The following is a 22,967-nucleotide window of genomic DNA, read 5'->3' on the forward strand; positions in this document are numbered from 1 at the left end:
TTATTTGCTTGCTGGTTCATATGTTTTAGATTCAGTGGATGATTTTAAGATTGCATGGTAATGTTATTCAGGATTGAATAAGATTGAGATTCACTAACCATGGCGATACAGTTTGCAAGAATAGAAATCGTAGGCAGAAGTGAAGGCAAAAATGCTTGCCTTAAAGCTGCCTATAATGCCAGGCTGATTATTAAAGATGAGAGAACTAACGTTACTTACAACTTTAGCAAGAAGGGAGATAATGTTTACCATGCAGTTTTGTTACCTACTCATGTAGATCAAAAATTCAAAAACTCAAGCGTCTTGATGAATGAAGTAGAACGTATAGAAAAGAGAAAAAATAGTCAATTATTAAAAGATGTAGTAATAGCACTGCCTGATGATAAGGAATTAGATTTACAAGATAGAATAGCAATTACTCATGAAATCATCAAAGAAATGGCATGGGTTAAAAATGGTTTAGGAGTTCAGGTTGATATCCACAAGCCACATGATGGAGAGAAGAATTGGCATGCCCATTTGCTTATTACTACTAGAAGATTTACAGAGGACGATAAATCTTTAGGAGCTAAGGCAGTAGATTTAAATCCTAAATTTGCTAAAGTAAGTGGCAAAGCGTTTATTATCCCGGAAGATAAAATAATTCATGAAAGAGCTAAAGAAGTAATTAATAAATATTTTGCTCAGTTAGGTTTAGACATCAGAGTAGATCCGATAAGTTTTGTGCCACAGCAACATGTTGGTCCTACTAGAATGAGAAATATCATCAATGAAATATCTGAGCAAAATAACATATGTAAGCTCGCTCATCTTGATATCATCAAAGGAGCAGATGGGGTACTTAATCGCATTATTCGTCATCAAGCTATTTTTACTGAACTCGATATAGAAAAAGCAGTCAAAGAAATTCCAGAAGAAGCAGAGAAGTCAAAACTGATAAGGGAGGTATTAAATCTAGATAGATTAATCAAACTATATAATGAAGATGGCACTAATACCAAATACTATACTACTACAGACATACGGGATGAAGAATTAAGGATAGTTAGAATAGCTGAGAAGGTAAATAGCCAAATGCATTTTAATAATGTTCTGAAGATTAAAAGTGATATTGAAAATATTACAAGTGTTAATGAAGCACAGCGAGAGAGCTTGCAGCATATTTTAATTAATAGTCAAGGGATTAGAATCCTGCAAGGTAGAGCCGGAACTGGTAAATCGCAAGTACTTGTGGAAGCTTATAAAATTGCTACTCATCATGGACAAAATATTATAGGACTAGCTCCAACTCATAAAGCAGCATCAGAGCTTAAAAGTAAGGGCTACCTACAATGTTACACAGTCAAAGGTTTTTTATTTAAATTGTATAATGGTAAAGCTGAGCTACCAAGAAATACTACGCTAGTAGTAGATGAAGCGGGGATGGTAGGCAATAGTGATTATTTGGAATTACTGAAAGTCGCAAGGAGCAATAATTGTAATTTAATACTTGCTGGCGATGAAAAACAACTCACTTCAGTTGAGCGGGGAGGAATGTTTGCAGTATTGGCTAGTAAATTTGGCTCGTATGAGTTGAGTAGAATTAGAAGACAAAATAAAGTATGGGCAAGAGAAATGGCTTCATGCTTTGCAAGATCAGATATTACTGGTGGTTTGCATTTACTAGAACAACATAACTGTTTAAAGGTTGATCATACACTAGAAGAATCAATGGCAAGATTAATTGATGATTGGAGCAACAGCAAATTTGCTCTAAATGAGCGTTTAATAATTACCATGCGTAATGCTGAAGTAGATAGTCTTAATCAAGGAATTAGAGAGTTATTAAAAGCTCAAGGTCTTCTTACTGGCAAAGAATATAGATGCTATATATCATCTAAAAAGCATGAAGATTATATGGTAGGAGATCGTATTTTATTTAAGACAACTAACAAAGATTTACAAATAGAAAATGGTGAATTTGCAATAATCACTATAATAAGTAACGATAGATTTATCGCTAAAACAGATAATGGTAAAGAAGTAGAATTTAATCCTCACGAGGTAGTCTTTAAACATGGATGTATATAAGGCTCAAGGATCATCAATTAAAGATGTCTATGTATTACATAATTTAGCAGGAAATAGCAGAAATTCTTATGTAGCAATGACAAGGCATATAGAAGAGGTAAAACTCTACTATAATAGAGAAACTACAAGAAACATGGTAAGTTTAATATCTCAACTTAGCAAAATAGATAGCAGGTTCGCTAGTATTAATTTAAAGACTTTAGAAGAATTAGTAGCGATTCAAGAAACCACATCCACAAATCCTAATATCATGGATAAAATAGGTAACTGGTTTAAATCGGTAGTAGAAGATATTGGGGATAGGTTACACAGTAATGACAATTACTACCGCTTAAGAGTAAAATCAGAGTCATCCGCTAAAGTAGTAGAAGTTTTAGAACAGCCTGACATAAATCTTCCAACAAGTTATAAAGCTCAAGAAGAGCTAAAAAGCCCTCCTTACAGCCTCAAGCATGACGGTCAACAAGATATAATAACAAGTGTCAAGTTGCAAGAGGAGGTTATGGCAAATTATAAGAATAAAATTGATTACAGTGCTATTAATAAGCAACAAACATTAGAATTAAAGCAAAGATTATCATTTAAAGCAGCAGATATAGGAAGAAGCTTGCTTGGATTGCCAAATAAGCATTTATCAAATAGTCAGTTACTCCGCTGGGAAAAAGATGGTAAGATAGCGATGAAGATAAGCGGTAATAATGCAGGTATATGGTATGATTTTAGCAAAGGTGAAGGTGGTGATTTATTTACTTTAGTACAAAGAGAAAGAAATTACAATTTTGTTCAAGCTAAGAAATATTTGCAAGATATGGTTGGTATATCAAACAATAGAGATCTGCTAACAAATTTGACAGAAAATAGAAATCAACAAATTAAAGCTCAAAAAGAACAATATACTGAAGCCGCAAAAATTAAGAAAGCTATAAGATTATATGAAAAATCAGACTCTATAAAATATGCTATGCCAGATAATATAGCAAAAGAATATTTATCAGAACATCGTGGAATTAAAGAAATATTAACAAGATATCAACTAAGTTTTGATCTTAGAACTAATATGATATGGGATAATAGCAGCAAACAATATTATCCTGCCCTAATTGCTTTTGCTAGAAATAAAGCAGGTAATGTTACCGGTGGACAGTCGATTTATTTAAATAGAGAAACAGGTGCTAAAGCTGATATTAAGGTTAATAAACGTTCATTTGGTAGAATCAGAGGTTCTTTTGTAGAAATTAGTAAAAATACTGAGCAGAAAAACATGCACCAGAATAAGCAAGTCAGCAATTCAGTTAGTAATGTAACGATTATAGCAGAAGGGGTAGAAACAGCTTTAAATATTGGGGAAGCTGGCATTAAAGGAAAAATCCTCTGTAGTTTAGGTGTAACTAACATCAGAAATTATGAACCTGCAGAAGAAGAAAAGATCATTATTGCCGCAGATAATGATGGAGCAGGAGCAGTATCAATTAATACTGTAATTAAGGCTAAAAAGGAGTTAATGGTCAAGGGGGGCAGTAGTATCGATAATAATGCCGCCTAAAAAAAGGTGATTTTAATGATATATTAAAATCACAAGGAGTAGAATCAGTGAAAAAGCTTATAGAGCCTGAAATAGCAAAATTAACAGTAGCTAGTAATGCAGCTGAACTTAAATCATCCTTAAAAGCAAATGATGATAGAAAATCACAATTTAACTCTATAGAATTATTATTTTCAAAATTGGCAAATAACGATAATAATGAACTAAATAATTTGCAGCAGCAGCAAATAACAGCTCTAGCAAAGTTTGGCACAGAAGAGAATATCAATACTGCCTTACAAATCTACAGAGAAAAAGGCATAGATTTTTTTTCTGCTCTATAGTCACAAGATTTGCATAGCAGCAATAGAGCATAAGATACAGAAAGATTTACAAATTATGCATAACAAGTTTGACCCTAATTATAATCTTGGTAATATCAAATTTTGTGATATATTGGTTCGTGACTTTAAAGGCCAAAGCCATGCTACAGCTGAAGATTACTTAAGTGCCATAGGAAGAGATAAACAAGTAATGCAGTATATAAGTCCCAGCTCAGAAATAGGCAAAGCGATCAGAAGTGGGATAAAGCAAACATCCAAGATAAAGATAAATCAAGGAATAAGAGTTTAGGCTATGTGAAGGAAGTTAAATTTCCTTCACATAGCCTCGAGTGTAGTACAAAATAAAATATGCCTTATAATTAATTAAAAAAGTTTATGGTAAAAAAATTAAAACATGACGCTTTAGTAAAGAAGATTCTGACTGAAAAGATAGCAGCACAGGAATTTTTAGAATATTATCTGCCAATAGAATTTAAAAGTTTAGTAGATTTAACAAAAATTAAAGTAGAAAAAGAATCATTTGTTGAAAATGATTTAAAAAGAAGATATAGCGATATAATTTATTCAGTAAAAACTAAGGATAATGAGAAGGCTTTTGTATATGTTTTGATAGAGGCACAATCTACTTGTGATCATTGGATGGCACTAAGATTATGGAAATATATGTTATTGTTATGTGAGCGTCATGCAAAGGATAAAAATAGATTGCCGTTAATTTGTCCATTGTTGATCTATAATGGTTCTGAAGTGTACAGTGCACCAAGAAATTTATGGGCATTATTTGCAAGACCGGAGCAAGCAAAGAAATTAATGACAGAAGAATATAAGTTAATTGATTTACAAAATCAATCTGATGATGAGATAGAGAGGAAGAAACGTCTTGGAATGATGGAATATTTTTTAAAACACATACATCAAAGAGATATGCTAAAGCTTTGGGATGAGTTTTTAAGTAGATTTAAACTAAGTATAATAAAGGATAAGGAATTAGGGTATATTTACTTAAGATCATTTTTATGGTATACTGACACTAAGGTAGCGGAAGAGAAACAACCTGAGTTAGAAAGAATAATAGTCAAACATTTATCAATAGAAGAGAAAGATAATATTATGAGAACAATAGCTCAAAAATACATAGATGAAGGAATTCAACACGGTATAATACAAGGTATCGAAAAAGGTATTGAAAAAGGTAAGATTGAAGGTAAAGCTGAAGGTAAAGCTGAAGGTATGCAATTAGGTAAAGCTGAAATTGCAAAGAATATGTTATCTGAGGGTTTTGCTCCTGCAACTATTTCTAAAGTTACTGGCCTTGATGAGCCTTTTATTCATTCTCTTTTCAAGTCCAAGTAATATTGTATGTATAAAGATCTATTCAGATTAGCGATTTAAGCTTGTTTTTGGGGCGATTTTTCTTTTTTAGGTACCTTCTCTCCCCTCATTAAATGACTAGAAGTTCTTAAAAACGCTTTTAAAATGGGTTACTAAATTTTTGCTGATTTGATTATGTTTGTAGATTCATTTGTAATTTAGTAATGGGAAAGTTACCTGCAAGTTTAACATAACAGGTTAAATCCGGTAGATTCATGATTTCAGAAGGCATTACTAACAATTTTCTCTTCTCTAAATGACTCATATTTACTCCATCACGCATGGTATTAGCTCCATAAGAGAGGTTTTCCTGAGTTTCAAGAATTTCTTGCTCCCCAAGCATTAAAGCAGATCTATATGCTGTTTGCTGATCACTTACTCGAAAGATGAATTTGCTGCCAAATAAATCTAGCATTGAGCTACTTCCAGCAAGGCCATAGATTTCCTCTAGCTGATAAATATTCTGCATGCCAGCAACAAAGCAACCACCATATTTTCTACTTTCAGCTAAAGCTACCCCTAAGGCAGCTATTTTTTGCAAAGAAGGTAGCTCATCGATCACAAACCACATGTTTTGATGGGTATTATTGATATTTCTATCCATTAATGCTTTTATAGCGATACTAATCCAAGCAGCAATAAGTGGTCGCAGCGTTACTCTTTGATTAGGAGAGCTAGTTATAAATAACCAGCCTTCCTCGCTAGTAAACCATTTTCTAATACTAAAATTGCCATCAGGCTTTAAATATCTTAATGCAGCAATGTTTTTACCAATAGTTGCTTGAATGCCTGAGGATGTTTCAGGAGCACTGCTGCGAGTCAATCATTTTTTTTGTGTAAGTTCATTTTTTATTTTCCAATAAATCATATTTAAAATTCCCACAAAGTATTTCAAATTGATTTAAAGCTAATGACCAATCTTTTATAGGCATAGTCCATTTTTTAGCCGCATTTTGCAAGGCTAAAAATATTATCTTTTGAATTGATTTATCATCTGGAAATACACCTTTATTTTTAATAATTTTCCTAATTTGACGATTTATAGACTCTATGGTATTCGTGGTATAAATCACCTTTCTAATCTCCTCAGGAAAGGCAAAAAATGGTATTATTCCTGACCAACTACGCTGCCAAATATCAGAAATTACTGGATATTTTTTATCCCATTTTACACTAAATTGTTGCAGTTTTAAACGAGCCATTTCTTCGTTATTTGCCGTGTAAATTTGTTTTAAATCTGATGTTACCTCTTTTAAATCCTTATGTGACACGTACTTTACTGAATTGCGTACCATATGCACTATACATAGTTGTACTATAGTAGCAGGAAATATGCTACTGATAGCCTCAGAAAAACCTTTTAAACCATCAACGCAAGCAACATAAATTTGTTCTACACCTCGATTCTTTAATTCAGTTATACTTGCATCCAAAATTTAGAGCCTTCATTTTTTCCTATCCAAATGCCCAATAACTCCTTCTTGCCTTCTATATTAACCGCAATTGCCAAATATACAGCTTTATTTATTACTATATGATTATCTCTAGATTTAACATATATGCAATCCAAATACAATATTGGGTATATCCTATCTAAATAGCGATTTTGCCACCTAGTTACCTCCTCTAGTACTCCATCTGTTATGGTTGATATTAAATCACTAGATACTTCAGTTTGATATATTTCTTCTAAGTGACCACGAATCTCACTGACTGTCATACCTCTACCATAAAGTGAAATTACCTTCTCATCAAATCCATTAAATCTCCTCAGCCCTTTTGGTATTAATTGTGGATTATACTCACCTTCCCGGTCTCTTGGTACTTCTAATGTCAACTTACGACTATCATCATCAATTACTGTCTTTTCATAGCTACCATTACGACGATTATTGTCTACTTTTTCTACTTTACTATGCTTTGAGTAGCCCAATTCATGATCTAACTCACTTGCTAATATTTTCTCAACTATTTGTTTCTTTAGCTGTTGAAATAAACCATCTCGACCAAATAACTCTGATGGGTCTGCTTTTGATAATAATTCTTCTACTAGCTGATTACTTATGTTTAATTTTTCTTTATCTTTACCTATTTCTTTAGCCATAATTTCCCTTTGTTTTAGTTACTTCTTTTTACAGTAATCTCTTACTGCTTTTTTTGCAACTTACACAAATTTTATTATAGACTCTATATTTCGGTTCTGTGGACATTTAATAGAATAATCATAATTATGACTCTTTTTTGCTGCAAATTATAAGTTTTTTTGAAAGAAATATGAATAACTATTCCTTCAAAAATCTTATTAATTTTCGCTAAAAAATACTTCAAAATAAAAAATCAATTAGAAATCTTCACAGAACCTAGATATATTAATATAGATTAAGTGTAAAAAGAATTAGTGAGAAAATGCTAAAAGATCAGAATTTAGATATAGAAAGAAAGCAAGACCATATTGAAATTAATCTTACGAAAAACGTTGAATCTACACTTAAAAGCGGTTTTGAATCTATTCAATTTATTCACAATGCATTACCGGAAATTAACTACGATAGCGTAAATACAACTACTACTTTCCTCGGAAAATCTTTACAAGCACCTATCCTAATTTCTAGTATGACCGGAGGCACGACTAGAGCTAGAGATATTAACTATAGACTTGCACAGGTCGCTCAAAAAGCCGGTATTGCTATGGGGCTTGGCTCTATGCGGGTTTTGTTAACGGAACCGGATACAATCAAGACATTTGCAGTAAGGCATATAGCTCCCGATATCCCTTTACTAGCCAATATCGGTGCAGTACAGCTTAATTACGGAGTGACACCTAAAGAATGTCAGTATTTAGTGGATGCTATTAAAGCCGATGCCTTAATTTTACACTTAAACATATTACAGGAACTGACTCAGCCGGAAGGTAATAGAAACTGGGAAAAGCTGTTACCTAAGATAAGAGAAGTGGTTAATTACCTCTCTATTCCGGTAATTGTTAAGGAAGTAGGATACGGTTTATCTAAAAAAGTTGCTGAGAGTCTTATTGACGCAGGGGTTAAGGTTCTTGATATTGCAGGGAGCGGTGGGACATCTTGGAGTCAAGTAGAGGCTTATCGTGCTACAAATTCGTTACAAAACCGTATAGCTAGTAGCTTTATTAACTGGGGAATCCCGACTTTAGATTCTCTAAAAATGGTGCGGGAAGTTTCAAAAGATATTCCGATTATTACCAGTGGCGGGTTAAAATCCGGCATTGACGGTGCAAAAGCAATTCGTATAGGAGCTAATATTTTTGGACTTGCCGGTCAATTTTTAAAAGCGGCAGATACTTCTGAAAGCTTGCTTTTCGAAGAGATACAATTGATAATCGAGCAGCTTAAAATTACCATGCTATGCACCGGATCACGCACTTTAAAAGATTTAGCAAAAGCAGAGATTAGGTTTTAGTAAAATTTATATTCATAATATGTAATAGTTGAGATTAAATCTTACATTTAGTAAAATAAATTAATTATTAAATGGAGATGAAAAATGAACTTAAATCAAAAAATAATAAAGCCAAAAATAGGGTTACTAGAACTAGCTAAGAGTCTTGGTAGCATATAGTCAGCATGTAAAGCGATGGGCTATAGTAGAGATAGTTATTACAGATTTAAAGAACTGTATGAAACTGGTGGCGAAGAGGCATTGTATGAAATTAGTCGAAGAAAGCCAATAATAGCGAATAGAGTTGATCCAGCGATAGAGAAAGCAGTAATGGATATGGCAATAGAATATCCAGCATATGGACAGCTAAGAGTATAAAATGAGCTTAAGAAGAGCGGTATACTTGTATCGCCTGGAGGAGTGAGATCAATTTGGTTACGTAATGATTTAAACAATATCAGTAAAAGGCTTAAAGCATTAGAAGCAAAGATGGCTCAGGATGGTATTGTTCTTACTGAATCTCAATTACAAGTGCTAGAGAAGCGTCGTAATGAAAAAGAAGCTCATGGAGAAATTGAGACGCAGCATCCAGGTTATTTAGGATGTCAGGATACGTATTATGTAGGTAATTTCAAAGGTATAGGTAAGGTTTATTCTCAGGTATTTATTGATAGCTATACTAGGGTAGCTGATGCTAAACTATATACTGATAAAACAGCTTTAACTGCTGCTGATATGCTTAATGACCGCGTGTTACCATGGTACGAGACTCAAGGGATACCAATACTTCGTATTCTTACAGATTGTGGGGCAGAATATAAGGGAAATATAGAGCATCATGCTTTTGAATTATTTCTAAGTATTGAAGGTATAGAGCATACTACTACTAAAGCATATTCTCCTCAAACAAATGGTATGTGTGAGCGTTTTAATAAAACCATGAAACAAGAATTCTTTGATACAGCTATGCGGAAAAAGATTTATACAGATCTTGATGATTTACAATTAGATTTTGATATTTGGTTAGAGCATTTCAATAATGAGCGACCACATTCAGGAAAATATTGTTATGGAAAAACTCCTATGCAAACTTTTAAGGATAGTAAAAAATTAGCTGTTGAAAAGAATAATGAAATCTTGTATCTTGAATACGTCTCTGACAGTCAAAATTTAACTGACAATCAGGTGCAAAATTTATAGTGTCTGTAAGATCAAATCTTGACTTCTACAAATAATATATTGGCACCAAATTCAAAAATAACTCTTTCGGCCTTATAATCACTAATTTGAACAAGTTTAACTTCTTCAAGATAAATTACCTTTGGTAAATTCGTTAATGACTTTCCGCCAAAATATTAATGCCGGTTTATTGTCAGGAATAACCGCAACTTCCCATAATCTTTTATGCACTTGCCAAATTTGCTTAGCTACTTGCCTACCAACTCCTTTATTTTGAAATCTTGCTATAATAAAAAATTCCCCCATATTCCAATCGATTTTATAATGCGTTCCAACCTTATTAAGCAATATAAAACCTGCTATTTCGTCATTTACTTTAATTCAATAGGCTTTCCTATCCGTTTCTATAAAATATTTTTTGTAATCATCAGCTTCATATAAACCATCTCGTGGCAATGTCCAATCATATTCATCTGATTCAAACCCACAATAACGCGATATATCATATATATAAAACCGTACCATATTTTGGATTATAGGGTAATCAGCAACGGTTGCAGTGGTTAAACGTATATTCTGTACAGATTCATTCTTCATAACTCTTTTCTTAAATATAATTTAGCCATTTCTCCGGAATTATGATAACCTAGCACTTCATAAAATATATGCGTACTGTCTTTAGCACGTCGATAACCAGAAGTAAGATCAACGATTACGGGGCTATATTTGGAGCTATATTTTTTTACTATTTCTTCTAAATATTCCATAAGCTTTTTACCTATTATAAAAGTAAAAATAGAAATTAAAAGACTATCAATATGAGGTAATTAGTAGACGATAAGCTTTGTAAAAAGCTTTTAGACTTTATAAATGTAATAACAAATGCATATGAAACTTTTAAATACTCGACAGTGGAAACCTTGATTACTATTTGGCTTTCCGGTTCGATAAACTACAAAAATTGGCTAACTGTCCAGACTAGAGCGTGGTAAGTTAGTATTACAAAAGATATTTTTGTTTAGGTAAAGTTGATGGTAATATTTTAACAGGCCGTTTTACGTTCCAAGATAATCATATAAGAATTTTTAGAGCAGGATACTGGCGCAAAGGTAAGAGAATTTATGAGCAAGAGAATAAAATACACTGATGGGGAAATATGGGAAGTAAAAATAGTAAAAGATTTCTTGCCGCACCCTAGAGAACTTTTATTAAAAGATGATTCAGTAAAAGTAACCATTTCTTTAAGTAAAGAGAGCGTAGAATTTTTTAAATCAGAAGCAGCAACTGCACATGTTCCTTTACTAGATAAATATACTAAGTATTATAAAGAAAATAAACGAGCATAACATACTCTTCTGCTTTTAAGAATTGCTCTTTGTTATCTGCATGAATTCACATACTCACTTATCAAGTATAAACTGTACACACTCACCATTTGATAACAAATTCAATGCTTGAAATCATGCGAGTATACCATAAACTGAGCTGGCGGAGAGAGGGGGATTCGAACCCCCGACACGTTGCCGTGAACACGCTTTCCAGGCGTGCGCCTTAAACCGCTCGGCCATCTCTCCCAAATTTTTAACATTGCCTGTATGGCTGCCTATGTCATTCTCACAAGGTATTGATGTTGTTGCATAGAGTAAAAAGCCTACTCGATATCATCCCAGCGGAAGCGAGGATCCCAAAAAATAAACCTATAAAAAACTTGTTTTTTATAGGTTTTACTGGATTCCCGCTTTCTCGCGGGAATGACATAAAACGATCTATGCCACAAAGCCTTTAGTCGCTTGCAATGACGACTCGGGTATCCATACGACAAAGCTAAGACTTATTCTGAGAAAAAATATTATTAGCTTCTTCTAGCTCATTTTTAGTATTAACACCAACAATTAAATCATGATCAGTAGATAATAAATATGAAACTTTTTCACCGTGATTTTTACATATTTTTACTATTTCAGTTAAATAAACTTCCTTATGACCGTTAGTATTAGTAGCAAATAAAGGTAAGTATTTATTTAAAATTTCGCTACTGAAAGCCATAATACCTGAATTACAAAGCTTTATGTTTTTCTCTTCTGCGCTTGCATTTTTATGTTCGATTATCTCTAAAAATTCACCATTTTTATCAGTAGCTATTCTCCCATATTGAACCGGATTTGCTCTCTCAAAGCTTAAAGTCACTAATGCAGAATTAGTAAGGCTTAAATAAGCTATTAATTCATGCATAAGTTTTGGAGTAATAAGAGGATGATCAGCGTATAAAACTAATATTGTTTTATTTTTATTAATTAAATCTATTGCTGCATAAGTAGCATGAGCTGTGCCTTTAGGTTCTTCTTGCAGTACAAAGCGACACATATTTTCATAGGACGTTAAATATTTTTTAAGTTCTTCTGAATAAACTATAATTACATCATTTGTAACATTAAGCGAATTCTTTAATACCGTTTCAAGCATTGGAACTCCACCGACTTTATGCATTACTTTCGGTAAATCGGACTCCATTCTAGTACCTTTACCGGCTGCTAAAATAATTATTTGATAATTTGCATCGTTATAAGTCATGGTTCTCCTTGTATTATTTCGTAAACATCATCAGATAACTCATAATTCCCAAAAACTCTTTGCACATCATCGCTTTCTTCTAAAACTTCCACAAGCTTTAGTAATTTTTCAGCTTTTTCCTTATCATCTATAATTATTGTATTTAATGGGATCCAGCCTATATACGAATCTTCAGGTATGCCATATTTGCCAGTTAAAAATTCTAGAACTTTAGAGAAATTTTCAATATCCGTATAGATTGTATGGGTGGTATCATCTGATATAATATCATACCCCCCGGCCTCTATGACTGCCTCTAAAACATCTTCATTAGATGCTATATTTATTGGATACTGAATAACTCCGCAATGGTTGAATAAATAATTGACACTACCGGTTTCGCCTAAACTCCCACCATATTTAGTAAAACTAGAGCGTACTTCTGCAGCAGTGCGGTTTTTATTATCGGTTAAAGCTTCAACTATTATAGCAATACCATTCGATGCATAACCTTCATATCTAATTTCCGTATAATTTTCGGTATTAGAAGAATCATTAGCACTATTAATAGCTTTATCTATTCTTTCTTTAGGGAGATTTTGACTACGTGCAGCGGTTAAAGCATTTCTAAGACGTGGATTATTTTCAGGGTTATTAGAAGAACCGGTTTTAGCTGCAGTAACTATTTCACGAATTAATTTAGTGAAAACTTTTGCTCTTTTTTTATCTTGAGCCCCTTTACGATGCTGAATATTTTTGAACTTTGAATGACCGGCCATATTTATTTCTTTTCTTTCAAAAGTAGTATTATATACTCTGAAGTAAAATGAAAAGTAATATACGAAGATCAACTTGAAAAAGAGCAAGGAGTCTGCAAACCGAGGAGCGGAGCATATAATAAATACTCAGCATCCGAGGACTTACAAAGACGACGTAGCTAATTTTTCAAGTTCATCGAGTATATTTTTTTTCTCCAAAAACGATTAATTAACCTTGTTTTGCTTTAAATCTTTTATTCTTTTTATTTATTACAAAAATTTTGCCTCTTCTTTTAACGATCTGACAATCTTTATCACGTTTTTTTAACGATTTTAATGAGCTAACAACTTTCATAAAATATACTTTTACATTTAATTTGGATTGATAATAAACATTTTTATTTAATCAGTCAATTAGGTTCTGTACTCTTGTAATAGAATAATCATAATTATGGCTATTTTTAGCTGCAAATTATAAGATTTTTTTGAAATATGAATAACTATTTCTGCAAAAATCTTATTAATTTTTGCTAAAAAATATCTCAAAATTATAATCATTAATCAAAAGTGTACAGTACCTAACAATTTAAAGCATTTTTAAAAAAATACCATGCTTCGTGGTTTTTAAATATAAATTTAACCAATAATTACAAAGGGATCAAATTATGAATAAATATTCATTATATAACTTTACTCAAGAAACTATAAATGAAATCAAGCAAAATGGAAGAGAATGGAGTTTAAACAAACCATATTATGATGAATTTCTTGTTGAATTACCGAAATTAGTTCAAAAATTTGATCTATCTGAAATAATTACAAAAGTAGATTATCCAGGTAAACATGTATCCATATTTAATGCAATAGGGGAGCTAGCATCATATGCTCAACTTGCTAAATGGGCTGAGAATGCTATTAAAGATGAGCAGCAAGGTGAAAATGAAAAAGCTAATAATCAATGGAAAGCTATAAAAGCAGTATTAGAGCATGCTAAAACATTAGGTATAGATTATTGTAGTTTAATAAGAGGCTGGGAAAATAATACAGGGGCAGCACAAGGCGATCAGATACTGAAACTTCTTTTAAACAAAGTGAAACAAAATATTGACTTAAGTATAGATGAGCTGAAGATAGCTAAAATCATAATAGACGAAGCAGATAAAGGAGAATACGGCTTATACACTATTCCAAATAATTATAAAAATAATGAAAATGCAAAACATGCAGCTAACGAACATAAAAAATGGTATGAAAGCATAATTAAAGATGAGGATTTTTCAATGTTACAAGCTTTAAGCTATATGTGGATACAAGCTCTATATTGCAAGAAAAAGATCTAATTGATCTATCTGAGGATGATTCTACTATATCTCCCGAAATGTCAAAGGAACAAAATAATCTTAACGATCAACAACTTGCAGCTTTGGTTCATCAAGCAACTGCTCACGCTAACAGGGAGGAAATACCACATATACAACCTTCTACTAGTTCTAATAGGGGAGAGAGCGGTACAGAAGATACTATTTTAGGTATGCAAGCTTAAGGATTTAGTAACATTAATTAATGCCGGAGTGCAAGCTTTAGATGGGACTACTAATCCTCAAGATGCTCAAGGTAGCACTGCTGAAGACGTTGTAACACAAGTAAGTAATCTTTTGCAAGCGACAGGAGGCGATATTAATAATTTGTTGGATATGGTACCCGATATATTAGGTAATCCTCAAAACACTAATGATGCTGCTTGGGATTTAGATTAAATCCTTACCTCTTAAATGCTATAACTTCCCTTGCTTCATAAGATAAGTTATGGTAGGCTAGTTTATCTTATTGTAACTCAAGTTATTTTAGCGTTGCCGGTATGGTTTGGGAATTATGCCAAAATTGTTATTGCGAGCGACTACAAGGAGCGTGGCAATCCAGCAAAACAATAAAAAAATTCTGTAAATCAGAATTTTTTACTGGACTGCTTCGTCAATTACTCAGTAATTTTCCTCTCAATGACGTTAAAACCATACTACTCCTATTATTATCCTTTATCCTCTTCTCTAAGCCGGCTATTGCCGATCCTGAAATAGCTGAATCCTTTAAATGTTCAAAACTTTTTCCTTACTTTGAAAAAAAATTTAATATCCCATCTAATACGTTACATTCAATAGCTTTAAAAGAATCGGGAAAAAAACATACAACCCGTAAAATTAGAGTAGTATGGCCTTGGACGGTAAACGTTGAAGGAAAAGGCTATTATTTTAACACAAAAAGAGCAGCCGTAAGTTTTGTTAGAATAGAGCTTATAAAAGGGCGAGAGAGTATTGATGTCGGATGCATGCAGATTAACTTAAGGCATCATTTAGGGGCTTTTAATTCCCTTGAACAGGCATTTGATCCAAATAATAACATTCGTTACGGTGCAGAATTTTTGCGTTCAAAATATGATCAGCTAGGGAGCTGGCACAAGGCGATAGCTCATTATCATTCGGCTACACATTCTTTAGGGTTTAAATATAAACAAGATGTAGTTAAAATAGCAAGTAATATGGCTCTTTATAAAGCATCCTTACATAGTTATCTAAATAATAATGAAGGGGCTTTAGAAGATACAATTCCAGTAAATAATAACAAAGTTCAAAAAAAATCACTTTTTAGTGGCAATAAAAGATACAGAAGTAGTATTATGATACCGGTTCCTGCTAAAATTAATTAATTCTATGAATATTAAATTAATTACATGTTTTTTAATATTAGTAAGTGCAGTAAAAGTAAATGCCGATTTTAACAATATTCAAGATAATTTTGAATATCAGGAAGAACAATTAATAATAGAATTACCTTGGAGTGATTGTACCGAAATTCATAAATTATTAGAGGAAAAATTATCTTTTTCAGAACAACAAATAAAAAAAGAAAATAAAATTCATGAGAAATATAAACAATTTTATTTAAAACATAATAACCCTACTAATTTTTCTATGCAATTTCTTGAGAAAAAATCTAAGACTAATGGAGTAGAAACTTTAATATCAGGTTTTTTAAAATTTTGTGAAGATAATTTTCAAACTAGTAAAAGTAAATCTAATTCCCTAAATTATTATATTAAAAAACAACAAGACCAATGGTTTAATTATATAAGAAATGAGAATTACAAAATATATTATAGAAAAAAATACGAAGATAATATCTTTAGAAATAATTAATTAAGGCAACTATATATCTTGTATAACCTAAATTGTTTCGATATAATAATTTTATATAAAATTGTGTTAGTATAGTTAAGTGTTAGATTTTAAAAGTGTTGTTGATTTATTCGAACAATTACCTACTGAACAAAAGTGCATAATTATTTTACTGATATACGTTGGGCTAACGGAGCTTATTGTCCGTATTGCGGCAACCAAAAGATTTTTCATTATGCGGATGGAACGAATCACAAATGTTCGGCATGTAAAAAGCGTTTTAGTATCAAAGTCGGCACAATGTTTGAAAATAGTAAGATTTCTTTAAAGAAATGGTTTACAGCAGTTTTGCAAGTTACTACGCAAAAAAAAGTTTATCATCGTTACAGCTTTCAAGAGATATTAATGTTACCCAAACAACTGCATGGTTTATGCTTCATAGGATTAGAGAAGTGACTAAACTAGAAAGTTTTAGTATTCCTTAAAAAGCACTGTAAAAATAGATAAGACGTATATTGGTGGTAAAGAAAAGAACCAACATCAAAATAAAAAAACTAAAGGTACACAAGGTTGCAGCACAAAGACAAAAACCGTTGTAATCGGCATGATAGAGAGAAACGGTAACGCTAAGGCTCAAGTTATAACAAAGGTTAATTCAAAGACCATAGAAAAAATTGCAATAAATAATATTCTAATAGGGTCAACTATTTTATCTGATGAATTGGAAGCTTACAAGGTATTAGAAAAGTTATATAATCATGAATATATAAATCACGACTTAGGTAAATATATAAGAGAGTCTGTGTCCACAAACACGATAGAAAACTTTTGGGCGGTGTTTAAGCGTGGTATAATCGGGACTCTTATTCTATTAGCAAAAAACACATAGAGAGATATTTAAGCGAGTTTGTATTTAGATGCAACCATAAAAACTATAATGTAAGCAATATGTTTAATGCTATACTTTTAAATACAGGTAATTATTTATCTTATAAAGCCTTGGTAGGTCGGTATGAAACTCAAAGTAGTTAAAAACGGAGAATTATCTTTTAACGAGGTTTTAGCAGTGATAGGTCAAGCTCCGTTAAAAATTAATTCTCCAGAGATTGAAGAAGATAAAATCCTTAAACCATTTATAAAATGGGCAGGGGAAAAAGAAGCCTTATCAAAGAGTTGTGCTTACGCTTACCTGCTAGTTACAATAATCATTATGAGCCTTTTATAGGAGGAGGAGCACTTTTTTTGCACTCGTTCCAGACAAAGCTATTATATCAGATATAAACTTAGATTTCATACAAGGCAGTTAAGGATGAAGCTCGAGCATTAATTGAGCTGTTAGCTAAGCATAAAGCTAATCACTCTCAAGATTATTACTATGCTGTTAGAAAGAACGCAAATAGCGATAACCCTATTGAGATAGCAACATGTTTCATATACCTTAACAAGGCTTGTTATAATGGTCTTTATAGAGTAAATAGCAAAGGAGAGTGCAATGTCCCGATGGGACTTATATGAATCCTAATATTCTTGATAAGGATAACATACTTGCGTGTAGTAAAGCTTTACAAAATGCTGAAATAATATATCAGGATTTCAGCAATATTTCACCTAAGCCTAAAGATTTCATTTATATAGACCCGCCATATCAACCTATTAATAATACTTCATTTACAAAATATACAAAGCTTGGCTTTACAGAGGCAGATCAGGTTAAGTTTTATGAAAAATGCAGAGCATTAAATAAGAAAGGGGTATATTTTATTTCAAATTCAGATAGCGATTTTATAAAGAACTTATACAAGTTTTTTAGTATAGATATAGTAAATGCACCAAGAAGCATAAATTGTAAATCCGACAGTAGGCAAGGAGCTAATGAAGTTTTAATAAGAAATTATTAGTACAATGGTAAAACAAATTGCAATTTTACAAGCTAATAAAACTGGAAACGAACTTGAGATTTTTATACATGATCGACTAAAAAGAGAAGGATATTGTTTTGTACCTAATAAAAGATTTAGTGCAGCTAGGATCCTTAAGCAGCTTATTTATACTAGACAGTTTGAAGTTGGCAAAAATATTTATGATACTAAATGGAAATGCGATTTTATATTATATCATCCAGAACGTCACTCTAATTGCCTAGTTATAGAATCTAAGTGGCAACAATCAGGAGGATCGGTTGAGGAAAAATATACTTATCTTGTGCTAAAAAAAACAAGGAATTTATGATACTATAATAATAATTGATGGTGATGGATATAAAAAAGAAACCTTGAAATGGCTCAAGGATCAAGTTGGCAGTAATTTAATAGAAGTCGTTTAGTATGTCTGAATTTACATCTTGGATAAATAAAAAGAAAATATAGGTTATACAAGTATATAATTCCCTTAATTTATTTCAGTACTTGATGCATATATTATTTAATTTATATTAACTGTAATAATATACAGGGTTATTTATGTTAAAGAAATTTATATTAGTATTGTTGTGTTTTATAAATCTCTAGGAGAATCTAATAAGACCGAGAACAATGTTTCAGCGATAGAAAGAAAAAAAGTTTCTAGTAATGATAAACAACTAAAACCTTTCTACTTAGAGCATTTTGATCTAACTTCGGATTTAAATCCTACAGAAAAAAGCCTGTTGAGTTTAGAACCTTTATCACCTAATAATAACAATACGCAACCTATAATTGTAGATATTCAGGAGAATTTTGAAGGGCTAGATAGAGTTAAAGGGGATGATATTCGCACTGCAAGACAGAGAGAACTTGTTCAAAATAGTTTGCTAGGAGATTTTTTAGGGGGGTTTTATTTCTCGACCGCCACCAACAATTTTAGGAGAGAAAATTCAAGATAGGAGAGGATTATATATTCAACAGACTAAAGCTAAAAAATCACCGAAATAATGCAGTAGAGGGGATAAGTAACAGCTTATTTATCAAGCATGCAGCTAATGATATAATAAGTCGATTAGGAATGATTGATAAGGATTTTTCGGATATTCTAGAAATATCGGCTAAATGCGGTTATCTTACGAGCTTACTAAAAAATGCTTATCGAAGTGCCGATATTACCGTAACAGATATGTCGCCTTTATTGCTTGATTCTTTTGAGCATAATCATAAATTATTAATCGATGATGAAGATTTAGAATTGCCAAAAGACTCTTTTGATTTAATTATTTATTCATTAGGGTTACACTGGATAAATGATGTACAACGCTTTTTATCTAATATAAGAATATTTTTAAAGTCTGACGGTATTTTTATCGGTCATTTTGTCGGAGGAAATAGCTTAAAGAATTTACGTAAATCCTTAATAGATGCCGAAATAGCAAGTGATTTTAAACACTCTCCTCATATTGCTCCTTTTATTCATTTTGATCATGTTCCGATTTTATTTTCGCAAGCAAGATTTGCCGAAGTAATTGTTGACTATGAAAATATAGAGCTAAAATTTGATAATCCTTTAGCTTTAATGAGAGAAATAAAAAATATAGGTGAGGCAAATTCACTAAATGCTAGTCATAATTATGCTATTTCTAAAAAGATGTTTTCTTTACTACAAAATTATACAAACGGCTTTGAAGATAATATTAATTTAATTAGTTTTATTGCTTCACCAAATAAGAATAGTATAAGATTAAAGTTGTTATAAAGGTGATAATGGTGTATTTTTAGCAGTATTACATCATTGCGAGGAAATTATGTAAGTAATTGACAAAGCAATCTCAGGATATTTGACAAGATTGCCACGCAGCCTATGGCTGCTTGCAATGACGATCCAACAATTTATTAAGGTCAAACAAATATGCAAGAATTTGATTTAGTGGTAATAGGTAGCGGTCCAGCCGGTTATACAGGCAGTATTAGGGCTGCTCAGCTTGGTATGAAAGTAGCGTGTATTGAGAAAAGCGATACTCTTGGCGGCACTTGTTTAAATATAGGATGCATACCATCGAAAGCTTTACTTAATTCTTCCGAAAAATATGAAGCAGCTCTAAAACATTTTGAGAATATAGGTATTACTGCAGATGTAAAACTAGACTTACAAAAAATGCTAGCTAATAAAGATAAAGTAGTTCTTGATCTTACAAAAGGTATAGAAAGTCTATTTGCCAAAAACAAAGTTACTAGGATAAAAGGTGAAGCTAAAATTAGCTCTAGTAATATCGTTGAAGTAAATAAAGAGCAAATTAAAGCCAAAAATATCCTAATTACTACAGGTTCCAGCGTCATAGAAATACCAAATATCAAAATAGACGAAGAATTTATTGTTTCATCTACCGGTGCTTTGAAACTTTCTAAAGTACCTGAGAACTTAATAGTAGTCGGCGGAGGGTATATAGGATTAGAACTTGGTTCAGTTTGGCGTCGTTTGGGAGCTAAAGTAACGGTTATTGAGTATACACCGAGCATTGTACCTATGCTTGATAAAGAAATTGCTACACAATTTATGAAACTACAGCAAAAACAAGGTATAGAGTTTAAACTGAATACTAAAGTGCTATCTGCTGAAGTAAAGTCAGGAAAAGTAAATCTGACAATAGAGGAGGGCGGTAAGAGTTCAGTAGTAACAAGCGATGTTGTGTTGATGGCGGTAGGCAGAAAAGCCTATACGCAAAATCTAGGACTTGAGTCTGTCGGTATTATTACGGATAAGCAAGGTAGCATTGAGATTAATGACCGGTTCCAAACAGCAATTTCAAATATTTACGCAGTCGGTGATGTGGTAAAAGGAGCTATGCTTGCTCATAAAGCCGAGGAAGAGGCTGTAGCTGCCGTGGAAATTATGGCAGGGCAGGCAGGACATGTTAACTATCACTTAATTCCAAGCGTAATATATACTTATCCTGAAGTAGCAAGCGTCGGTGAAACGGAAGAACAGCTAAAAGAAAAAGGCATTAATTATAAAGTCGGTAAGTTTCCGTTTTTAGCAAATAGTAGAGCAAGAGCAATCGGTAGTACGGAAGGGATGGTTAAGATCCTTGCCGATAGTAAAACCGATAGGGTTTTAGGAGCGCATATTATAGGAGCTGATGCAGGTACATTAATTGCCTCGCTTACGGCTTATATGGAATTCGGAGCAGCTTCAGAAGATATAGCAAGAACCTGCCACGCTCACCCAACTTTAAGCGAGGCTATAAAAGAGGCAGCACTTAGTGTAGATAAGAGGACTATTAATATGTAGAAGTCAAGATTTGATCTTACAGACACTATAAATTTTGCACCTGATTGTCAGTTAAATTTTGACTGTCAGAGACGTATTCAAGATACAAGATTTCATTATTCTTTTCAACAGCTAATTTTTTACTATCCTTAAAAGTTTGCATAGGAGTTTTTCCATAACAATATTTTCCTAAATGTGGTCGCTCATTATTGAAATGCTCTAACCAAATATCAAGATCTAATTGTAAATCATCAAGATCTGTATAAATCTTTTTCCGCATAGCTGTATCAAAGAATTCTTGTTTCATGGTTTTATTAAAACGCTCACACATACCATTTGTTTGAGGAGAATATGCTTTAGTAGTAGTATGCTCTATACCTTCAATACTTAGAAATAATTCAAAAGCATGATGCTCTATATTTCCCTTATATTCTGCCCCACAATCTGTAAGAATACGAAGTATTGGTATCCCTTGAGTCTCGTACCATGGTAACACGCGGTCATTAAGCATATCAGCAGCAGTTAAAGCTGTTTTATCAGTATATAGTTTAGCATCAGCTACCCTAGTATAGCTATCAATAAATACCTGAGAATAAACCTTACCTATACCTTTGAAATTACCTACATAATACGTATCCTGACATCCTAAATAACCTGGATGCTGCGTCTCAATTTCTCCATGAGCTTCTTTTTCATTACGACGCTTCTCTAGCACTTGTAATTGAGATTCAGTAAGAACAATACCATCCTGAGCCATCTTTGCTTCTAATGCTTTAAGCCTTTTACTGATATTGTTTAAATCATTACGTAACCAAATTGATCTCACTCCTCCAGGCGATACAAGTATACCGCTCTTCTTAAGCTCATTTTATACTCTTAGCTGTCCATATGCTGGATATTCTATTGCCATATCCATTACTGCTTTCTCTATCGCTGGATCAACTCTATTCGCTATTATTGGCTTTCTTCGACTAATTTCATACAATGCCTCTTCGCCACCAGTTTCATACAGTTCTTTAAATCTGTAATAACTATCTCTACTATAGCCCATCGCTTTACATGCTGATGATATGCTACCAAGACTCTTAGCTAGTTCTAGTAACCCTATTTTTGGCTTTATTATTTTTTGATTTAAGTTCATTTTTCATCTCCATTTAATAATTAATTTATTTTACTAAATGTAAGATTTAATCTCAACTATTACAATAATATGTGATATATTTCGACGTCATTGAGTCAATCATTTTTTTTGTGTAAGTTCATTTTTTATTTTCCAATAAATCATATTTAAAATTCCCACAAAGTATTTCAAATTGATTTAAAGCTAATGACCAATCTTTTATAGGCATAGTCCATTTTTTAGCCGCATTTTGCAAGGCTAAAAATATTATCTTTTGAATTGATTTATCATCTGGAA

19 protein-coding genes, 1 tRNA gene and 10 pseudogenes are annotated in these 22,967 nt (G+C 32.4%); 20 read left to right on the top strand and 10 right to left on the bottom strand.

The window, feature by feature from the left end:
• The first annotated feature begins 99 nt into the window (after window positions 1–99).
• Both C4Q30_RS08280 and C4Q30_RS08285 read left to right on the top strand, forming a co-directional pair.
• Window positions 100–4,225 (top strand): annotated as a pseudogene (locus C4Q30_RS08280) (AAA family ATPase).
• 86 nt (window positions 4,226–4,311) lie between these two features.
• Window positions 4,312–5,289 carry an Rpn family recombination-promoting nuclease/putative transposase gene (locus C4Q30_RS08285; protein ID WP_103897703.1) on the top strand — a complete coding sequence of 326 codons (978 nt, stop codon included), beginning with the start codon at window positions 4,312–4,314 and terminating at the stop codon, window positions 5,287–5,289.
• A 151-nt stretch (window positions 5,290–5,440) separates the two neighbouring features.
• On the opposite strand, the pseudogene C4Q30_RS08290 reads toward C4Q30_RS08285, so the two are convergent.
• Window positions 5,441–6,121 (bottom strand): annotated as a pseudogene (locus tag C4Q30_RS08290) (type IV secretion system DNA-binding domain-containing protein); the annotation flags it as partial.
• A gap of 28 nt (window positions 6,122–6,149) precedes the next feature.
• A pseudogene (locus C4Q30_RS08295) lies at window positions 6,150–7,411 on the bottom strand (IS256 family transposase).
• Window positions 7,412–7,713: 302 nt separating this feature from the next.
• Here C4Q30_RS08295 and fni point away from each other — a divergent pair.
• Window positions 7,714–8,742 (top strand): type 2 isopentenyl-diphosphate Delta-isomerase, encoded by a 1,029-nt coding sequence (gene fni, locus C4Q30_RS08300; protein ID WP_103897705.1) that lies wholly within the window; start codon window positions 7,714–7,716, stop codon window positions 8,740–8,742.
• An 84-nt stretch (window positions 8,743–8,826) separates the two neighbouring features.
• Window positions 8,827–9,921, top strand: a pseudogene (locus C4Q30_RS08305) (IS481 family transposase).
• 105 nt (window positions 9,922–10,026) lie between these two features.
• Here the strand turns inward: C4Q30_RS08305 and C4Q30_RS08310 are convergent.
• The 3 genes and pseudogenes from C4Q30_RS08310 to C4Q30_RS08320 all read right to left on the bottom strand — a co-directional run.
• Window positions 10,027–10,248 carry an acetyltransferase gene (locus tag C4Q30_RS08310; RefSeq protein ID WP_245207552.1) on the bottom strand — a complete coding sequence of 74 codons (222 nt, stop codon included), beginning with the start codon at window positions 10,246–10,248 and terminating at the stop codon, window positions 10,027–10,029.
• 33 nt (window positions 10,249–10,281) lie between these two features.
• The gene (locus tag C4Q30_RS08315) at window positions 10,282–10,497 is read right to left on the bottom strand and encodes a hypothetical protein (protein WP_103897706.1); all 216 of its coding nucleotides are present in this window, start codon (window positions 10,495–10,497) and stop codon (window positions 10,282–10,284) included.
• A pseudogene (locus C4Q30_RS08320) lies at window positions 10,494–10,682 on the bottom strand (GNAT family N-acetyltransferase); the annotation flags it as partial. The gene C4Q30_RS08315 and the pseudogene C4Q30_RS08320, both read right to left, overlap by 4 nt.
• 339 nt (window positions 10,683–11,021) lie before the next feature.
• Here C4Q30_RS08320 and C4Q30_RS08325 point away from each other — a divergent pair.
• Entirely contained in the window at window positions 11,022–11,246 is a 225-nt protein-coding gene (locus tag C4Q30_RS08325) for a CopG family transcriptional regulator (RefSeq protein WP_103897707.1), read from the top strand.
• A gap of 140 nt (window positions 11,247–11,386) precedes the next feature.
• On the opposite strand, the gene C4Q30_RS08330 is transcribed toward C4Q30_RS08325, so the two are convergent.
• Window positions 11,387–11,474: transfer RNA gene (locus C4Q30_RS08330), tRNA-Ser, on the bottom strand.
• Window positions 11,475–11,524: 50 nt separating this feature from the next.
• Between C4Q30_RS08330 and C4Q30_RS08925 the strand changes: the two genes are divergently transcribed.
• Window positions 11,525–11,686 carry a hypothetical protein gene (locus C4Q30_RS08925; protein ID WP_198913050.1) on the top strand — a complete coding sequence of 54 codons (162 nt, stop codon included), beginning with the start codon at window positions 11,525–11,527 and terminating at the stop codon, window positions 11,684–11,686.
• Window positions 11,687–11,724: 38 nt separating this feature from the next.
• Here the strand turns inward: C4Q30_RS08925 and C4Q30_RS08335 are convergent, their stop codons facing one another.
• From C4Q30_RS08335 to ykgO, 3 genes are all read right to left on the bottom strand, one after another.
• The gene (locus C4Q30_RS08335; protein WP_103897708.1) at window positions 11,725–12,471 is read right to left on the bottom strand and encodes a sugar phosphate nucleotidyltransferase; all 747 of its coding nucleotides are present in this window, start codon (window positions 12,469–12,471) and stop codon (window positions 11,725–11,727) included.
• Window positions 12,468–13,229 carry a YebC/PmpR family DNA-binding transcriptional regulator gene (locus tag C4Q30_RS08340; protein WP_103897709.1) on the bottom strand — a complete coding sequence of 254 codons (762 nt, stop codon included), beginning with the start codon at window positions 13,227–13,229 and terminating at the stop codon, window positions 12,468–12,470. Before C4Q30_RS08340 ends, C4Q30_RS08335 begins: the two co-directional genes overlap by 4 nt.
• A 208-nt stretch (window positions 13,230–13,437) precedes the next feature.
• Window positions 13,438–13,563: a type B 50S ribosomal protein L36 gene (ykgO, locus tag C4Q30_RS08350; protein WP_004998227.1), complete on the bottom strand. Its 126-nt coding sequence runs from the start codon at window positions 13,561–13,563 to the stop codon at window positions 13,438–13,440.
• A gap of 310 nt (window positions 13,564–13,873) precedes the next feature.
• On the opposite strand from ykgO, the gene C4Q30_RS10115 reads away from it, so the two are divergent.
• The 14 genes and pseudogenes from C4Q30_RS10115 (at window position 13,874) to lpdA (ending at window position 21,571) form a co-directional block, all read left to right on the top strand.
• Window positions 13,874–14,548, top strand: a complete 675-nt coding sequence (locus C4Q30_RS10115; RefSeq protein ID WP_245207553.1) for a hypothetical protein — start codon at window positions 13,874–13,876, stop codon at window positions 14,546–14,548.
• Entirely contained in the window at window positions 14,530–14,751 is a 222-nt protein-coding gene (locus tag C4Q30_RS08360) for a hypothetical protein (RefSeq protein WP_245207554.1), read from the top strand. The genes C4Q30_RS10115 and C4Q30_RS08360 overlap by 19 nt, the downstream gene beginning before the upstream one ends.
• Window positions 14,752–14,779: 28 nt before the next feature.
• A complete protein-coding gene (locus C4Q30_RS08365; RefSeq protein WP_103897711.1) occupies window positions 14,780–14,965 on the top strand; it encodes a hypothetical protein in 186 nt (61 codons plus the stop codon).
• A gap of 101 nt (window positions 14,966–15,066) precedes the next feature.
• Window positions 15,067–15,909 carry a lytic transglycosylase domain-containing protein gene (locus C4Q30_RS08370; RefSeq protein WP_103897712.1) on the top strand — a complete coding sequence of 281 codons (843 nt, stop codon included), beginning with the start codon at window positions 15,067–15,069 and terminating at the stop codon, window positions 15,907–15,909.
• A 4-nt stretch (window positions 15,910–15,913) separates the two neighbouring features.
• Complete coding sequence (locus C4Q30_RS08375; protein WP_103897713.1) at window positions 15,914–16,399, top strand: DUF2532 domain-containing protein; 486 nt, start codon at window positions 15,914–15,916, stop codon at window positions 16,397–16,399.
• Between the two features lie 135 nt (window positions 16,400–16,534).
• A pseudogene (locus C4Q30_RS10800) lies at window positions 16,535–16,642 on the top strand (transposase); the annotation flags it as partial.
• A 68-nt stretch (window positions 16,643–16,710) separates the two neighbouring features.
• Window positions 16,711–16,863: a hypothetical protein gene (locus tag C4Q30_RS10120; protein WP_245207555.1), complete on the top strand. Its 153-nt coding sequence runs from the start codon at window positions 16,711–16,713 to the stop codon at window positions 16,861–16,863.
• 29 nt (window positions 16,864–16,892) lie between these two features.
• The gene (locus C4Q30_RS08385) at window positions 16,893–17,267 is read left to right on the top strand and encodes a transposase (protein ID WP_245207582.1); all 375 of its coding nucleotides are present in this window, start codon (window positions 16,893–16,895) and stop codon (window positions 17,265–17,267) included.
• Between the two features lie 123 nt (window positions 17,268–17,390).
• Complete coding sequence (locus C4Q30_RS08390; RefSeq protein WP_103897715.1) at window positions 17,391–17,603, top strand: hypothetical protein; 213 nt, start codon at window positions 17,391–17,393, stop codon at window positions 17,601–17,603.
• Window positions 17,519–18,165: pseudogene (locus C4Q30_RS10125) on the top strand (DNA adenine methylase); the annotation flags it as partial. The gene C4Q30_RS08390 and the pseudogene C4Q30_RS10125, both read left to right, overlap by 85 nt.
• Before the next feature lie 115 nt (window positions 18,166–18,280).
• Window positions 18,281–18,701 (top strand): annotated as a pseudogene (locus C4Q30_RS09285) (PD-(D/E)XK nuclease superfamily protein).
• A gap of 136 nt (window positions 18,702–18,837) precedes the next feature.
• Window positions 18,838–19,287 (top strand): annotated as a pseudogene (locus tag C4Q30_RS10130) (hypothetical protein).
• Between the two features lie 31 nt (window positions 19,288–19,318).
• Complete coding sequence (locus C4Q30_RS08410; protein WP_261368760.1) at window positions 19,319–20,038, top strand: methyltransferase domain-containing protein; 720 nt, start codon at window positions 19,319–19,321, stop codon at window positions 20,036–20,038.
• 153 nt (window positions 20,039–20,191) lie between these two features.
• Window positions 20,192–21,571 carry a dihydrolipoyl dehydrogenase gene (gene lpdA, locus C4Q30_RS08415; RefSeq protein WP_103897716.1) on the top strand — a complete coding sequence of 460 codons (1,380 nt, stop codon included), beginning with the start codon at window positions 20,192–20,194 and terminating at the stop codon, window positions 21,569–21,571.
• Window positions 21,572–21,596: 25 nt separating this feature from the next.
• Here the strand turns inward: lpdA and C4Q30_RS08420 are convergent.
• Window positions 21,597–22,691, bottom strand: a pseudogene (locus C4Q30_RS08420) (IS481 family transposase).
• Window positions 22,692–22,967: the final 276 nt, after the last annotated feature.

The sequence above is a fragment of the Rickettsia fournieri genome, assembly GCF_900243065.1.
In the GTDB taxonomy this organism is placed as follows: Bacteria; Pseudomonadota; Alphaproteobacteria; order Rickettsiales; family Rickettsiaceae; genus Rickettsia; species Rickettsia rickettsii.

Coding starts and splice junctions, on each gene's coding strand:
- C4Q30_RS08285 (WP_103897703.1), top strand. CDS start 4,312: ATGGTAAAAAAATTAAAACATGACGCTTTAGTAAAGAAGATTCTGACT.
- fni (WP_103897705.1), top strand. CDS start 7,714: ATGCTAAAAGATCAGAATTTAGATATAGAAAGAAAGCAAGACCATATT.
- C4Q30_RS08315 (WP_103897706.1), bottom strand. CDS start 10,497: ATGAAGAATGAATCTGTACAGAATATACGTTTAACCACTGCAACCGTT.
- C4Q30_RS08325 (WP_103897707.1), top strand. CDS start 11,022: ATGAGCAAGAGAATAAAATACACTGATGGGGAAATATGGGAAGTAAAA.
- C4Q30_RS08335 (WP_103897708.1), bottom strand. CDS start 12,471: ATGACTTATAACGATGCAAATTATCAAATAATTATTTTAGCAGCCGGT.
- C4Q30_RS08340 (WP_103897709.1), bottom strand. CDS start 13,229: ATGGCCGGTCATTCAAAGTTCAAAAATATTCAGCATCGTAAAGGGGCT.
- ykgO (WP_004998227.1), bottom strand. CDS start 13,563: ATGAAAGTTGTTAGCTCATTAAAATCGTTAAAAAAACGTGATAAAGAT.
- C4Q30_RS10115 (WP_245207553.1), top strand. CDS start 13,874: ATGAATAAATATTCATTATATAACTTTACTCAAGAAACTATAAATGAA.
- C4Q30_RS08370 (WP_103897712.1), top strand. CDS start 15,067: ATGGTTTGGGAATTATGCCAAAATTGTTATTGCGAGCGACTACAAGGA.
- C4Q30_RS08375 (WP_103897713.1), top strand. CDS start 15,914: ATGAATATTAAATTAATTACATGTTTTTTAATATTAGTAAGTGCAGTA.
- C4Q30_RS10120 (WP_245207555.1), top strand. CDS start 16,711: ATGGTTTACAGCAGTTTTGCAAGTTACTACGCAAAAAAAAGTTTATCA.
- C4Q30_RS08390 (WP_103897715.1), top strand. CDS start 17,391: ATGAAACTCAAAGTAGTTAAAAACGGAGAATTATCTTTTAACGAGGTT.
- lpdA (WP_103897716.1), top strand. CDS start 20,192: ATGCAAGAATTTGATTTAGTGGTAATAGGTAGCGGTCCAGCCGGTTAT.